The 13,940-nt window shown below is 59.8% G+C and carries 14 protein-coding genes; 5 read left to right on the forward strand and 9 right to left on the reverse strand.

Annotation, left to right across the window (positions count from 1 at the left end):
- The first annotated feature begins 46 nt into the window (after positions 1–46).
- The gene (locus ACR0IK_RS09000) at positions 47–376 is read left to right on the forward strand and encodes a hypothetical protein (protein WP_480592376.1); all 330 of its coding nucleotides are present in this window, start codon (positions 47–49) and stop codon (positions 374–376) included.
- Between the two features lie 13 nt (positions 377–389).
- Here the strand turns inward: ACR0IK_RS09000 and ACR0IK_RS09005 are convergent, their stop codons facing one another.
- Positions 390–893 carry a potassium channel family protein gene (locus ACR0IK_RS09005; RefSeq protein ID WP_480592374.1) on the reverse strand — a complete coding sequence of 168 codons (504 nt, stop codon included), beginning with the start codon at positions 891–893 and terminating at the stop codon, positions 390–392.
- Positions 894–968: 75 nt separating this feature from the next.
- Positions 969–1,874 carry an oxygen-dependent tRNA uridine(34) hydroxylase TrhO gene (trhO, locus tag ACR0IK_RS09010; RefSeq protein ID WP_480641218.1) on the reverse strand — a complete coding sequence of 302 codons (906 nt, stop codon included), beginning with the start codon at positions 1,872–1,874 and terminating at the stop codon, positions 969–971.
- A gap of 116 nt (positions 1,875–1,990) precedes the next feature.
- Between trhO and pncA the strand changes: the two genes are divergently transcribed.
- Positions 1,991–2,584 carry a bifunctional nicotinamidase/pyrazinamidase gene (gene pncA, locus ACR0IK_RS09015; RefSeq protein ID WP_480641219.1) on the forward strand — a complete coding sequence of 198 codons (594 nt, stop codon included), beginning with the start codon at positions 1,991–1,993 and terminating at the stop codon, positions 2,582–2,584.
- On the opposite strand, the gene ACR0IK_RS09020 is transcribed toward pncA, so the two are convergent.
- A complete protein-coding gene (locus tag ACR0IK_RS09020) occupies positions 2,581–3,114 on the reverse strand; it encodes a hypothetical protein (protein ID WP_480592368.1) in 534 nt (177 codons plus the stop codon). The genes pncA and ACR0IK_RS09020 overlap by 4 nt on opposite strands.
- Before the next feature lie 164 nt (positions 3,115–3,278).
- On the opposite strand from ACR0IK_RS09020, the gene pncB reads away from it, so the two are divergent.
- Complete coding sequence (gene pncB, locus ACR0IK_RS09025) at positions 3,279–4,571, forward strand: nicotinate phosphoribosyltransferase (RefSeq protein WP_480592366.1); 1,293 nt, start codon at positions 3,279–3,281, stop codon at positions 4,569–4,571.
- Between the two features lie 3 nt (positions 4,572–4,574).
- On the opposite strand, the gene ACR0IK_RS09030 is transcribed toward pncB, so the two are convergent.
- The 6 genes from ACR0IK_RS09030 to ACR0IK_RS09055 are packed head-to-tail and all read right to left on the reverse strand — an operon-like array spanning position 4,575 to position 12,060.
- Positions 4,575–6,026, reverse strand: a complete 1,452-nt coding sequence (locus ACR0IK_RS09030) for an aldehyde dehydrogenase family protein (RefSeq protein ID WP_480641220.1) — start codon at positions 6,024–6,026, stop codon at positions 4,575–4,577.
- A 32-nt stretch (positions 6,027–6,058) separates the two neighbouring features.
- A complete protein-coding gene (locus ACR0IK_RS09035; protein ID WP_480641221.1) occupies positions 6,059–7,657 on the reverse strand; it encodes an ABC transporter ATP-binding protein in 1,599 nt (532 codons plus the stop codon).
- Positions 7,654–8,469, reverse strand: a complete 816-nt coding sequence (locus ACR0IK_RS09040) for an ABC transporter permease (RefSeq protein ID WP_480641222.1) — start codon at positions 8,467–8,469, stop codon at positions 7,654–7,656. The genes ACR0IK_RS09035 and ACR0IK_RS09040 overlap by 4 nt, the downstream gene beginning before the upstream one ends.
- Positions 8,466–9,413, reverse strand: a complete 948-nt coding sequence (locus ACR0IK_RS09045; RefSeq protein WP_480641223.1) for an ABC transporter permease — start codon at positions 9,411–9,413, stop codon at positions 8,466–8,468. The genes ACR0IK_RS09040 and ACR0IK_RS09045 overlap by 4 nt, the downstream gene beginning before the upstream one ends.
- A gap of 40 nt (positions 9,414–9,453) precedes the next feature.
- The gene (locus ACR0IK_RS09050) at positions 9,454–10,518 is read right to left on the reverse strand and encodes a ligand-gated ion channel (protein ID WP_480641224.1); all 1,065 of its coding nucleotides are present in this window, start codon (positions 10,516–10,518) and stop codon (positions 9,454–9,456) included.
- A gap of 54 nt (positions 10,519–10,572) precedes the next feature.
- A complete protein-coding gene (locus ACR0IK_RS09055) occupies positions 10,573–12,060 on the reverse strand; it encodes an ABC transporter substrate-binding protein (RefSeq protein ID WP_480592354.1) in 1,488 nt (495 codons plus the stop codon).
- A 171-nt stretch (positions 12,061–12,231) separates the two neighbouring features.
- Here ACR0IK_RS09055 and panB point away from each other — a divergent pair, with 171 nt between their 5' ends.
- Together panB and panC are read left to right on the forward strand one after the other, a co-directional pair.
- Positions 12,232–13,071: a 3-methyl-2-oxobutanoate hydroxymethyltransferase gene (panB, locus tag ACR0IK_RS09060; RefSeq protein WP_480641225.1), complete on the forward strand. Its 840-nt coding sequence runs from the start codon at positions 12,232–12,234 to the stop codon at positions 13,069–13,071.
- Positions 13,068–13,910 carry a pantoate--beta-alanine ligase gene (gene panC, locus ACR0IK_RS09065; protein WP_480592350.1) on the forward strand — a complete coding sequence of 281 codons (843 nt, stop codon included), beginning with the start codon at positions 13,068–13,070 and terminating at the stop codon, positions 13,908–13,910. Before panB ends, panC begins: the two co-directional genes overlap by 4 nt.
- Positions 13,911–13,940 lie beyond the last annotated feature (30 nt).

Genomic DNA, 13,940 nt, shown 5'->3' on the forward strand with positions numbered 1-13,940 from the left:
ACGGTTAATGTTCTATTTATGTTCTACACAGTCGGAGGATCACCCGATGACCCGGAACATGCAAAATTCCGCCCTGAGCGGCCCGTCGAACGACTATCACCTTTTACCCGTCACCGACCGGCAAATGCGCTATGCCCGCGCCATCGCGGAACAGACTGCGCTGGACATTCCAGTCGAGGCGCAACGCGACCGGCGGTCGATGTCAGACTGGATTTCAGCACACAAGCCACACGATCCGTCCCCCTTTGCCAGTTATCCTACGGGCAAGCAGGTCGCCTTTGCCGAGCGCATCTCGCGTATAAAACGCCGACCGATCCCGTCCGAGTGCTTCCGGGACAAACAAATGATGTCGCGCTGGATCGATCAGAACAAATAGGCTGAAAACAGGTTCAATGCGGTTGGTGGTTGCGGGAATAGATGCTGACCGCTGCCGCTACGAACATCCCCAACAATACGTAACCCGTGACTGCCTCAGCCGCTGCCAGCGCGCGACACAACCCGACAGGTGCCATGTCGCCATATCCTACCGTAGTGAAGGTGACGTATGAGAAATACAGCACGTCCGCCGGCCCTTTGGCACCAATCACACAGAGGTCATAATACCCAAAAGCCCCATAGGCCGCGGCGAACAGGAAGGGCACCACCTGTATGAAGGACACCCCCATCAGGAATACCAGTCGGCGAGGAGACTTTACCTGCGTCATGTAATACCAGGACTGCGAAACGATCCAGATCACCAACCCGACCGATGTGATCGTGCCGATCGTATCCCCGGCAGCCGCCTCGCTGAGACGAGACAACCCATACCAGGCCAGGAAACTGGCCACGATCAGCCCTAAAGCTGCGACCAGAGTCGACTTCCACTCTGCCAGGGTCGTTGGTTCACGACGCATGACGCCTCCGATATCGTGTGTCCGGAAAGATGATCCGCTTTCCGGGGCGCGCCCGCAACCTTGTTTATCAGAGAGTTAGTCGGAGCCCAGATGCTCTTGACCGCGCTGGCGCGCCAGTTGGATCTGTTTCTGCCGCTCGCGGAACCGCATCTTGTCGGCCTCAGAGGTCTCGTTGATACACTGATGGCAGGACACGCCATGTTCGTATTCGGGGCGCTTCATATCCTCGGGCAGGATCGGGCGGCGGCAGCCGTGACACAGGTTATGTGGCCCTTCGACCAGCCCATGCCCCACGGACACGCGGTTATCGAACACAAAACATTCACCCTGCCAGGTGCTGTCCTCGGCGGGCATCTCCTCAAGATAGCGCAATATGCCGCCCTTCAGGTGATAGACATCCTGGACCCCCTGCCCCAGCAGGAAATTGGTGGATTTCTCACAGCGGATGCCGCCGGTGCAGAACATCGCCACGCGTTTATTGTGAAAGCGGTCCTTGTTTTCCTCCCACCACGCCGGGAAATCGCGGAAACTGGCCGTTTCAGGGTCTATTGCGCCCTCGAACGTGCCAATCGCCACCTCGTAGTCGTTGCGGGTGTCGATCACCACCACGTCCTCCGAGCGGATCAGGTCATTCCAGTCCTCGGGCTCCACATAGTTGCCGACGCGGGCGCACGGATCGATATCCGGCTGGCCCATTGTCACGATCTCTTTTTTCAGGCGCACTTTCATCTTGCCAAAGGGAGGGTGGTCGGCGGTGGCCTCTTTCCAGTCCAGATCCGTACAGCCCGGCAGCGCACGAATATGCGCCAGCACAGCATCAATCCCGGCGCGCGGGCCCGCGATGGTGCCGTTGATCCCCTCTTGCGCCAGCAGAAGCGTGCCTTTGACCGATTGCGCGCGGCACAGCACCAGCAAAGGCTCGCGCAGCGCGGCAGGATCGGCGAAACGGGTGAAATGATAAAGGGCAGCGATTGTGTACATGCGCGTGATCTAAACCTGCTGGGCCAGTGCCGCAAGGCATCAGGCTGTAGCCCGGCGCAAGATTGACGATTCCGCCCGCACCCCGTACCGATAGAAAACCCCAAGGAGATACCGTGATGACCCACGCCCTGCTTGTTATCGACGTCCAGAATGACTTCTGCCCCGGCGGTGCGCTGGCCGTACCCGGAGGGGATGAGATCGTCGCCCCGATCAATGCGATGATGGATGATTTCGACGCCGTGATCCTGACGCAGGATTGGCATCCGGCAGGCCATTCCTCATTCGCCAATTCGCACGCGGGCAAAATCCCCTATGACATGACCGAAATGCCCTATGGTCCACAGGTACTGTGGCCGGATCATTGCGTTCAGGGCACGTCAGGCGCTGCGTTTCATGCCGATCTGCGCAGCGATGGTGATCTGATCCTCCGCAAAGGGTTTCGCAGCGCCATAGACAGCTATTCAGCGTTTTTCGAAAACGATCAGACCACTCCAACCGGTCTGGAGGGCTATTTGAGAACACGCGGCATCGACACACTGACTCTTGTCGGTCTGGCGACGGATTTCTGCGTCCATTTCTCTGCAGTAGACGCCGCACGGCTGGGGTTTGATGTAACCGTCCGGATGGAAGCCTGCAGGGCCATCGATCTGGACGGGTCCCTGGCCTCTGCCAAAACCGCGATGCGCGCGGCTGGCGTCACTTTGGCCTAAGGCGTGGCTCCCGCAGCTGCCAGATATCTGAGCACGGCAATCACGACCACCGCCAACGCAAGAGCTAACCCGATGCGCCCCTGAACCGAGCGCCGTTTGGGTGTGGACCCGCCCGATTGTTGCGGCTTCTCTATCCTGTTCTGACTTTCGGGCGGCACGTCGTCCTGTGGCCGGGCTGATTTTACGTCGTTCAGAAACTGACGGATATCGAATTCGCCACAATACTCGCCCTTAACACCCACTGCCCTGATATTGGCAAACAATGCGTGAAGGATACGATCCCGCTCAACCGTGTCCTGTAAGCGATAATAGCCATGTGCAAGATTGCTGTTGGTGGATTCCAGTCCAAACCCGGCCTCTTCAAAGACCAGTCGGATTTTGGGAGAAGTTGCCCGAAGAGCTGCTGCCGTTTCGGCACGGCGAAAGAACGCTCGCGCCGCCCTGCCGCCGGGCGCTGCGGTCTTCGCTGATCCGGAATTCGTATCGTCAGCGTCAATCGTTACAATATCAAAGTCGTACTCGAGAACCATTCACCGACTTAACCTTGCCCTTCCATCCCCTTCTTCCACTAACCAACGAAAAGATCACACAATATGCTCGTTTTGTGTTCTGACCTTGTCATTGTCCTCAATCTAGCGACTCTTGCCAATTCACGCACCTATTGATCTAACAACGGAAATCGCAGGAGTTCCCCATGGTCGATATTGCGACACGCGTGTACAATCATAAATGGAAGATTGACCCGATTGTCCGGTCTTTGATCGACACGGATTTCTACAAACTGCTGATGTGCCAGTCAGTGTTTCGAAATAAGCCCCAAACAGATGTGGCTTTTTCGCTGATCAACCGGTCGAATCACATTCCTTTGGCTGAACTGATCGACGAAGGCGAGTTGCGCGAACAGCTGGACCACATCCGCTCGCTCAGCCTCAGCCGGGGCGAAAGCACCTGGCTGCGCGGCAATATGTTCTATGGCAAACGGCAGATGTTCCGCTCGGACTTTATGGAGTGGTTCGAGAATATGCGCCTGCCGCCCTACCACCTTGAGCGTAAGGGCGATCAGTACGAACTGACCTTCGAGGGAAAATGGCACGAGGTCATGCTGTGGGAAATTCCGGCTTTGGCGGTGCTGATGGAACTGCGATCCCGCGCGGTTCTGAACGACATGCGCCGGTTCGAGCTCCAGGTGCTCTATGCCCGCGCTATGACACGTGTTTGGGAAAAGATCGAACAGCTGCGCGGAATTGACGGGCTTGGCATCGCCGATTTCGGCACCCGCAGGCGGCATTCCTTTTTGTGGCAGGACTGGTGCGTGCAGGCGATGATCGAGGGGTTGGGCGCAGCGTTTTCCGGCACCTCGAACTGTCTGATCGCCATGCGGCGCGAGGTCGAAGCCATTGGCACCAACGCACACGAACTGCCCATGGTCTATTCCGCGCTGGCCGAAACCGATGAGGCGCTGGCACAGGCCCCCTACGACGTTCTCAGCGACTGGCACGACGAACATGACGGCAACCTGCGCATTATCCTGCCCGACACCTATGGCACGCAGGGATTTCTGGACCGTGCCCCCGATTGGCTGGCAGGCTGGACCGGTATCCGCGTCGACAGCGGCGATCCGGCGACCGGGGCCGAGATTGCCATCAACTGGTGGAAATCTCGTGGCGAAGACCCGAGGCAGAAACGGGTGATCTTCTCCGACGGGCTGGACGTGGACAAGATCCGCGAATTGCACAGTCAGTTTGCCCACCGCACCAAGGTGTCCTTTGGTTGGGGCACTTTGCTGACCAATGATTTCCGCGGGCTGGTGCCAGATGACGCGCTGGCGCCGTTCTCATTGGTCTGCAAGGCAGTGTCGGCCAATGGCCGCCCGACGGTGAAGCTGTCGGACAACCCGGAAAAGGCAATGGGTCCGCAGGACGAGATTGCACGCTACAAACGTGTGTTCGGCGTCGGCGCTCAGGATCCGATCGAGGTGATCGTTTAGACCCTAACCATGGCGTGCTGCCACAGTTTTTAGCTGCGAGAACCCGTAAAGGGCCTCGAACCCTTTCTCGCGGCCATGGCCTGACTTACCCACTCCACCGAACGGCAATTCGACGCCTCCGCCGGCGCCGTAGTTGTTGATGAACACCTGACCCGAGCGCAGACGTTTCGCCAACCGCATCTGCCGTGCACCATCGCGGGTCCAGATGCTGGCGACCAGTCCGTAATCGGTGTTGTTGGCAATCCGAACCGCTTCTTCCTCGGTGTCGAAGGGGATCAGAACCTGCACCGGGCCGAAAATCTCGTCGCGTGCCAGCACGTGGTCCGGGGGAACATCCGCAAAGAGCGTCGGCCGCACATAAGCACCTTCGGCCGGGGCATGGTCAACGATCTGCCCCAGCCCCGCGATGCTCAGATCAGAGCCCTGGATCAGAAATCCGGTCACGATCTCTTTCTGCCGGGTCGAGATCAGCGGACCAACCCGCAAATCCTCTTGCGCCGGGCCAATGGTCAGGTCGGCATAGGCCGCCGCCATTCGGGCCTTGACCTGCTCATACACGCCGCGTTGCACCAGAATGCGGGACGAGGCAGAACAGGTCTGCCCCGCGTTCTGAATGCCTGCATTCACCAGAAACGGCAGCGCGGCGTCCAGATCGGCATCGTCAAACACCAGTTGCGGGGATTTCCCGCCCAGTTCCAGCGTCACCGGCACCACATTGCGCCCTGCTGCTTGCTGAACCAGCGCACCGGTAGCAACCGAGCCGGTAAACGAGATGTGGTGGACACCGGGATGTCCGGACAGCGCCGCCCCGGCCTCGGCCCCCAAACCGGGCACCACGTTCAACGCGCCCGCAGGCAAGCCGGCCTCCTGCGCCAGATGGGCAAAGGCCAGCGCGGTCAGGCAGGCCTCTTCTGCGGGTTTCAGCACGCAGGCATTGCCCATTGCCAGCGCCGCCCCGACCGAGCGGCCAATGATCTGCATCGGGTAGTTCCACGGGACGATATGGCCGGTCACCCCATGCGGCTCGCGCAGGGTATAGACGGTGTAGCCGTCCAGATAGGGGATGGTATCGCCCATCACCTTGTCCGCGGCCCCACCATAGAACTCGCAATACCGCGCCAAAGCGACTGCATCGGCGCGCGCCTGCGTTAGTGGTTTGCCCACATCCATTGCCTCGATCTGCGCCAGATCTTCCACTCTTTCCAGCACCAATTGGCCCAGTCGGGTCAGGATGCGCCCCCGCTCCAATGCTGATTTGCGCCCCCAATCGCCATCCAATGCGGATTGCGCGGCCTGCACAGCGGCGTCGATATCCGCCGCGTCTCCGCGCGCAATCCGGCAAATCTCGGACCCGTCAGACGGGTTGATCAACGAAATGTCTGCCTGCAACTGGGGGCTGACCCACCTACCACCGATCAGACACAGGCCGGGATTGAACCAGATGGGGTTGGGCATTTGGGCCTCCTTTCAGGCTCTATTAAAAGGCTTTATGCGACAATCCTGCCGATTTCCGGCAAGCTGGGCGCAGCTTCGATCAGGGTTCGGGTATAGACGTGTTGCGGATTGGCAAAGACCTGTTCCGTTTCGCCCTGTTCAACGATCTTTCCGGCCTGCATCACCATCACTCGGTCGGTAATCGTGCGCACAACGCTCAGGTCATGACTGATGAACAGATAGGTCAGGTCATAGGTCGCGCAAAGCTCGGCCAGCAGATCGAGGATCTGCGCCCGGACCGAGACGTCCAGCGCCGAAACCGCCTCATCAAACAGGATCAGTTCGGGGCGGATGATCAGGGCGCGGGCAATGGCGATGCGCTGCCGTTGCCCACCCGAGAATTCGTGAATGTACTTACCCGCGTCGTCGGGACTGAGCCCCACGGCTGTCAGCATCTCGGCGATGCGGTCTTGACGTTCGGACCCGGTGGGCGGCGTATCCAGCAGGTGAAAGGGTTCGGTGATTAGACGGGCCACACGGTGACGCGGGTTGAAGCTGCCATAGGGGTCCTGAAATACCACCTGCATCTTGCGGCGCACGACCGGGTTCGGCCTGTGTCCAGAGAATACCGGCTGCCCGTCCAAGCGGATTTCGCCGCTCTGCACCGCTTCCAACCCCAAAATGGCCCGTGTTAGGGTCGATTTTCCACAGCCAGATTCACCCACCAAGCCCAGACGCTCCCCTTTGTTGAGAGTAAAGCTGACCCCGTCCACCGCGCGGTGATGCCCCGGTGTGCCAAACAGGCCCTTGCGGGGCAGACGGTAGTCGCGGATGACCTGTGTCACCTCAAGCAGAGGGTGTTGATTTGCGGTATCGGGCAGCATCACCTGATGGCCCGAGGCTTCGAACAGCATCCGTGTATAAGGGTGCTGCATATTGCGCAGCAGGTCGGCGGTTGCGCCGCTTTCAACCACTTCTCCGCGGCGCATCACAATGATCCGATCAGCCATATCGGCAACCACCGCGAGATCATGCGTGATCATCAGCAAACCCATACCATATTCGCGCACCAACCCTGTGAGCAGGTCGAGGATCTGCGCCTGTGTGGTCACGTCCAGAGCCGTTGTCGGCTCATCCGCGATCAACAGTTTGGGGCGCAAGGCGATGGCCATTGCGATCACCACGCGCTGGCGCTGACCTCCAGACAACTCATGCGGATAGCGGGACAGCGGAAAGCGGTCAGGCGGCAGGCCGACGCGGGTCAAAACCTCTTGCGCGCGCAACAGCGCCTGGGCGCGCGGCATTGCCTTGTGGATCAGGATCGTCTCCATCACCTGATCTCCGATGGTCTTGACCGGGTTCAGCGCGGTCATCGGCTCTTGGAAGACCATCCCGATCGACGCCCCGCGCAGGGCGCACATCTCGGCCTCGGGACGGTTCAGCAGGTCCTGTCCCTCCAGTCGGATCGCGCCCTGTGTTTCCGCTCCGTTCGGTAACAATTGCATCACGGCAAAGGCGGTCATCGATTTGCCCGAGCCGCTTTCCCCGGTCACGGCCATAATCTGACCAGCGTCGATGGACAGGCTGACCTGTTTCAGGATTTCCGCGCCATGGATCGTCAGCGAGAGGGTATCTATCTGCAGCAAACTCATGCCCGCGCCACCCGTATCCGAGGGTCCAGCCAGTCGCGCAGCCCGTCGCCCAATAGGTTCAACCCCAACACCGTGACAATGATCGCTAATCCCGGAATCAGAGCCAAATGCGGGGCAAAACTGACCATTGTCTGCGCATCGGCCAGCATTCGGCCCCAGCTGGGTGTGGGCGGTTGCGCGCCAAGGCCGACATAGGACAGCCCGGCCTCGGCCAGTATCCCCAGCGAGAATTGAATGGTCCCCTGAACGATCAGCAGGTTCGCCACATTGGGCAGGATATGCTCGGCCGATATCCGCGCTGCCCCTTTGCCCGAGACACGGGCGGCGAGGATGAATTCCCGCTCCCACAATGACAGTGCAGCGCCGCGGGTGATGCGGGCGAAAACGGGGATGTTAAAGATGCCGATGGCGATGATGGCGTTGATCGCTCCGGCGCCGAAGACGGCGGTGATCAGGATGGCAATGACCAGTGAGGGGAAGGCAAAGACCAGATCATTGCCGCGCATGATCACCTCGTCCAGCCACGACCCCTTGCGCGCCGCAGCGGTCAGACCCAGAGGCACGCCTAAGCCGATGCCAATGCCCACCGCCACCAGCGCCACCGCAATCGACGTGCGCGCACCGACCATGATCATCGAAAACATGTCGCGCCCGAAATGGTCCGTGCCGAACCAGTGCTGCGCATTGGGCGGTTGCAGTTTATTGGGGATATCCAATGCCGCGTAGTCATAGGGCGTCCAGACAAAGGACACCAAGGCCGCCAGCAGAACCAGCGAGGACAACACCGTGCCAAGGATCAGGTTGCGGCTCATGTCCGGCTCCTTAGCCTTGGATCGACGGCGGCATAAGCCAGATCGACCAGAAAATTCACCGTGATGACAGCAAAGACCAGCAGCATGACGACCGATTCCACCACGATCAGGTCGCGCGCGGAAATGGCCTGAAACACCAGCCGCCCGAGGCCGGGCAGGTAGAACACCTGCTCGATGATAATCGAACCCGCCAGCAGGAACGAAAACTGCAGTCCAATAATGGTCAGCACCGGGATCAGAGCGTTGCGCACGCCGTGACGCCACAGCGCCTGACGGCGCGACAGCCCCTTGGCGCGGGCGGTGCGCATGAAATCCTCACCCAGAATGTCCAACAGCGAAGACCGCATGACCCGTGCCAGTATCGCCGCTTGCGGCAAGGCCAAAGCGATGGCGGGCAGGGTCAGCGAGTGCAGACCGCGCCAGACGCCCTGATTCCAGCCCGCGAACCCCCCTGCATTGAACCAACGCAGGTTGATGGCAAAAACCAGCACCAGCATCATCGCAAACCAGAAATTCGGCACGGCAATGCCCAGCTGAGTCGCCCCCATCACCGTCAGGTCGCCGGGCTTGCCCCGGCGCGCGGCGGCGTAAATCCCGGCGGGAAAGGCGATCAGGGTGGACATTGTCAGCGCATACAGCGCCAGCGGCAAAGACACCCACAGCCGATCCGCGATCATCTGCGACACCGGCGAGCGATAGGTATACGAGGTGCCAAAATCTCCGACCAGCATCCCGCCGACCCAGTTGAAATACCGCTGCGCCTTTGAGACGTCCAACCCAAGTTCAGACCGCAACGCGGCCAGAGTATCTTCCTGAGCATTCACCCCTAACATGAAAGAGGCCGGATCACCCGGCGCAACCTCGATCACCGTAAAGATGACGACCGAAGCGACGATAAGGCTGATCAGCAGTGAAATCAGGCGTTTGAGGGCATAGCGCAACATCGAGGCAACGTTAGGCACACATTCCGCGCGGGTCCAGCGCCTATGGCACCAGCAGATAGATGAAAACCGCGTATGCGACGATGGCGGCGTAGCCCAGCGGGTAAATCCACTTGATCGCGTAATTGTCCAGCTTTCTGGCCCCGTCCTCGCGCCCGGATACCTTCAGTTTACGCAAGGCCACGTTGAACACGATCAGCGCCCCGGTCATCAGGAACATGCATTGCAGGATGAAATCCAGAAAGGTCAGGTAGCCCAGCTTGGGCAGATCGGCAGAGATCGCCCAGTTGAAGGCCACGAAGACCAGCAGATTGCCCCCGGCGATCTCGATCCGGCGGCGGTATTCGTCAAGGAAAAACAGCGCCCAGCCGACGGTGATCAGAACCAGCATCGGCAGGAAGACCCGGATCACGTAGTAGGTCAGATGCCGCTTGCCCTCGAAGGCCAGCGCGACCTGATCACTGTCCCGACCAGACAGGCCGATCACTGTCGAATGTTCGACCCGGGCGTTGTCCAGTATCCACTCTTCCTCGCCCAGCAAATCGCCAAGGCCCGAGTACTCCTCGAGTGGGTAAAAGGTCACGTATTCGGACGGAAAGACCGAAACAATCTCGAAATAGAAGTCCTGCGTGTCAAACGGGTATTTGCGGAAATCGAAATGCGGCGCTTGCAAGGTCAACGAGGATTTCTCGACATAGACCACATGCCCATCATGGCGCAGTGAGGCCGCGGATTCGTGGATCCATTTGTTGGATTGCTGGTTGTGGATGACAAACGCAGGCACAACCGCGCCAAGACCCCGCGCATGGTCAGCCAAGGCCGGTGGGTTGAAGACCTGAATCTCGCGCCCGACCTCATCGCGATCAAAAGCCAAAGCGGGGTCAGTCCATTCAGCCCGCAGAACAACGACGGCGCCATAGTTCTCGGCCTTCTGATCGACGCTTGTGACCTGATCGATGCGAATGCCGATCCCCACCTGCAGCGGGTTTTCCGGCGTACCGACCAGCGGTCCCACCCCTCCTTCCAGCCCGTATTGCGCCTGCACCTTACCACCCGATGCAAGGAGGCAGGCAACAGCAACAACACTCAGGATACGGACCAGGTTCATCGTCAAACTTATTCTAGATCGGAACGCCAGGGCCGATCGCGGCCCCGGCACGGTTTATTCTGACCAGCTGATCTGGGTCAGATCGATCGCGGCGGTCGGCGCGTTCTCCCACAAGCCCTGAACACCTGCCTTGGCGATCCCCAGCTTGGGCAGTTGGAACAGATAACCGTTGACGAAATCAGTCGAGATCAGCCGCTGCATGTCACCCAGCAGCTTCTTGCGCTCCTCCGGGTCGGTGGTGGCGTTCAGCGTCTCCATCAACGTCTGAGCATCAAGGCTGTCATACTGGAAGTAATAATCCGGACGCGCATAGATACCGATATCCATCGGCTCGGTATGGCTGATGACGGTCAGGCCGTAATCCTTGCCTTTGAACACCGATTCCAGCCACTGCGCCCATTCCACGTTGATGATCTCGGCCTTGATGCCGACCTCGGCCAGTTGAGCGGCGATGACTTCGCCACCGCGGCGGGCATAAGAGGGCGGCGGCAAGTGCAACGTGGTCTCGAACCCCTCTGCATATCCCGCGTCAGCCAGCAGTTCGGCCGCCTTTTTCGGGTCATGGGCCGAGGTTCCGGTCATATCGACATAAGCCGGATTGTGCGGTGCGAAATGAGTACCGATCGGGGTGCCGTATCCAAACATCGCACCGTCAATGATCGCCTGCCGGTCGATGGCATGAGCCAGCGCCTGCCGCACCCGGATGTCATCAAAAGGAGGCTGCTTGTTGTTGGTCGACAGGATTGTTTCACCCTCGGTCGAACCAACCAGCACCTGAAAGCGCGGATCAGCCTCGAACTGAGGCAGGTTTTCCGGCGCCGGGAAGTTGTCGAATACGTCCACATCCTCGGCCATCATGGCGGCGAAGGCGGCGGTCGGGTCTGAGATGAATTTGAACGTCGCAGTCTCTAATGCAGGCTGTTCACCCCAATAATCCGGGTTTTGGATCAGCGTGATACTGTCGCCCTGCACCCAGTTGCCAAAGGTGAAGGCACCGGTCCCCACGGGGTTGGTCTTGATGTTCTCGATGCTTTCGGGGGACACGATCACCGCATCGCCCCAAGCCATATTGAACAGGAAATTACCGTTCGGCTCGGACAGGGTGACCTTGACGGTCAGCGGATCGACCACCTCGACGCTTTCGATTCCGGCAAACAGCGCCTTTTGCGCGTTGGCGCTGTCTTCGGCACTGGCGCGATCGAGGCTGAACTTGACATCCTCGGCATCCATGGCGGCGCCATCATGGAAGGTCACGCCGTCGCGCAGCTTGAAGGTATAAACTGTTCCGCCCTCGGAAATCTCCCAGCTTTCGGCCAGCCCGGGAACGACCGAGCCATCGCCCATGAACCGGGTCAGCCCTTCGAAGATATTAGTGTACACCACCGAATCGATGGCCTGTGCCGCGGCGCTGGTCGGGTCCAGATGCGGCGGCTCCAACTGCAGCGCAATTGTGATATCCGATTTGGCCCAAGCCTGGCCAGCAATCAGGCTGGCGCCCACTGCCAGCGCCGAGACAAAGGTCCGAAACGTCTGCTTTGTCATAAAAATATCTCCCCGTTTCAAATGGGTGACCCGGCGTTTTTTCGGGCCGTTCTACGGGTAATGTCCCTTTAAACCTAAGGTCATTCAAGGAAATGTTCGCGCAACCGGGGTTTCTATAACCTTGTTCAATCTGCTATGCCGCGCTGCAACATGAACCCCGGAGGAGCGAGCATGAGCGCGACCGCCCATAAAAAGGCCCCAAACGCCGAGGACATCCGTGCCCGAAAAGGGGGCACGCCTCTGGTCAGCCTGACCGCCTATACCACGCCGATGGCGCGGCTGATGGATACGCATTGCGACTTTGTTCTGGTGGGTGACAGTGTGGGCATGGTTTTGCACGGGCTGGAGTCGACGCTTGGCGTGACGATGGAGATGATGGTGATGCACGGCCAGGCCGTTTCGCGTGGCTTGGACAAGGCGATGATGGTCATCGACATGCCCTTTGGCAGTTATGAACACTCTCCGGCGGACGCATTCCGCAATGCCGCGCGCCTGATGGCGGAAACCGGCGCGGGCGCGGTCAAGCTGGAGGGCGGCGTTGAGATGGCCGAGACCATCCGCTTTCTGGTCAAGCGCGGCATCCCGGTCATGGCGCATATCGGCCTGACACCGCAGTCGATCAACACGCTGGGCGGCTACAAGGTGCAGGGCCGGGACGAACAGGCACAGACCGTGCTGTCCGACGCCCGCGCCGTGGCCGAGGCTGGCGCGTTTTCCGTTGTGCTTGAGAAGGTGCCGCAGGGTCTGGCCGACCGGATCACGTCAGAGGTCGCGATTCCGACCATCGGCATCGGGGCCTCTGCTGGCTGCGACGGGCAGATTCTGGTGGTTGACGACATGGTGGGCTTTTTCACCGCCTTCAAACCGAAATTCGTCAAACGCTATGCCGAGCTGGGCCCGCAGGCCGAGGCCGCCATCGCCGAATACGCCGCCGAAGTGCGCGCCCGCGCCTTTCCGGCCGACGAACATGTGTTCGCGGATCAGGCGCCCTCCAAAGGGCCCAAGACATGACTGCCCCTATCTTGCGTCGCCTTGCCGACCTGCGCGCGCTGACAACTGAATGGCACCGCGACGGTGAAACCATCGGCGTTGTCCCCACTATGGGCGCTCTGCATCAGGGGCACCTGTCTCTGGTCAAGGCCGCAAAGGCCGGTACTGGCCGTGTCATCGTGACGATCTTTGTGAACCCCAAACAGTTCAACAACCCTGAAGATCTGGCCAAATACCCACGTACCGAGAATGAAGACGCGCAGAAACTGGCCCCTTTCGGTGTCGACGCGATCTATGTACCCGAGCCCGAAGAGATTTATCCGCGGGGTTTTGCCACCAATGTGTCCGTCGCAGGCCTGACCGATGTGATGGAGGGTGAATTCCGCCCCGGTCACTTTGACGGCGTCGCCACCGTGGTCGCCAAACTGTTTCTGCAAACGCAAGCGGACAGAGCCTATTTCGGGGAAAAAGACTTTCAGCAATTGATGATCGTCCGCCGTATGGCGCGCGACTTGGATATTCCCGTCGAGGTGATCGGCTGCCCCACCGTTCGCGAGCCCTCGGGTCTGGCGATGTCGTCGCGCAACCTGCTTCTGTCGCCCGAAGGGCTGGCGATTGCCGCCAATAAGCACCGGATCATGCAAGGTCTGGTTCAGTCGTTGAAAGCCGGTGCTGCATTTGACGCATTGGCCGCGCGGGCCGAGACCGATTTGCTGGCTGCAGGTTTCGCACAGGTTGAGTATATCAACCTGCGCTGCGCGGAAACGCTAGAGCCTTTGACCCATGCCGATCGTCCCGCGCGACTGTTCGCGGCGGCTTGGGCGGATGGGGTCCGGCTGATTGACAACATTCCTGTCTGAACGCTCTGGCCCCAGCGCCGATGTTTGCGC

The organism is Ruegeria sp. BF7 (assembly GCF_056538605.1).

What these genes read in the sequence shown, in the direction of transcription:
- ACR0IK_RS09000 (WP_480592376.1), top strand. Translation starts at nt 47, where the DNA reads ATGACCCGGAACATGCAAAATTCCGCCCTGAGCGGCCCGTCGAACGAC.
- ACR0IK_RS09005 (WP_480592374.1), bottom strand. Translation starts at nt 893, where the DNA reads ATGCGTCGTGAACCAACGACCCTGGCAGAGTGGAAGTCGACTCTGGTC.
- trhO (WP_480641218.1), bottom strand. Translation starts at nt 1,874, where the DNA reads ATGTACACAATCGCTGCCCTTTATCATTTCACCCGTTTCGCCGATCCT.
- pncA (WP_480641219.1), top strand. Translation starts at nt 1,991, where the DNA reads ATGACCCACGCCCTGCTTGTTATCGACGTCCAGAATGACTTCTGCCCC.
- ACR0IK_RS09020 (WP_480592368.1), bottom strand. Translation starts at nt 3,114, where the DNA reads ATGGTTCTCGAGTACGACTTTGATATTGTAACGATTGACGCTGACGAT.
- pncB (WP_480592366.1), top strand. Translation starts at nt 3,279, where the DNA reads ATGGTCGATATTGCGACACGCGTGTACAATCATAAATGGAAGATTGAC.
- ACR0IK_RS09030 (WP_480641220.1), bottom strand. Translation starts at nt 6,026, where the DNA reads ATGCCCAACCCCATCTGGTTCAATCCCGGCCTGTGTCTGATCGGTGGT.
- ACR0IK_RS09035 (WP_480641221.1), bottom strand. Translation starts at nt 7,657, where the DNA reads ATGAGTTTGCTGCAGATAGATACCCTCTCGCTGACGATCCATGGCGCG.
- ACR0IK_RS09040 (WP_480641222.1), bottom strand. Translation starts at nt 8,469, where the DNA reads ATGAGCCGCAACCTGATCCTTGGCACGGTGTTGTCCTCGCTGGTTCTG.
- ACR0IK_RS09045 (WP_480641223.1), bottom strand. Translation starts at nt 9,413, where the DNA reads ATGTTGCGCTATGCCCTCAAACGCCTGATTTCACTGCTGATCAGCCTT.
- ACR0IK_RS09050 (WP_480641224.1), bottom strand. Translation starts at nt 10,518, where the DNA reads ATGAACCTGGTCCGTATCCTGAGTGTTGTTGCTGTTGCCTGCCTCCTT.
- ACR0IK_RS09055 (WP_480592354.1), bottom strand. Translation starts at nt 12,060, where the DNA reads ATGACAAAGCAGACGTTTCGGACCTTTGTCTCGGCGCTGGCAGTGGGC.
- panB (WP_480641225.1), top strand. Translation starts at nt 12,232, where the DNA reads ATGAGCGCGACCGCCCATAAAAAGGCCCCAAACGCCGAGGACATCCGT.
- panC (WP_480592350.1), top strand. Translation starts at nt 13,068, where the DNA reads ATGACTGCCCCTATCTTGCGTCGCCTTGCCGACCTGCGCGCGCTGACA.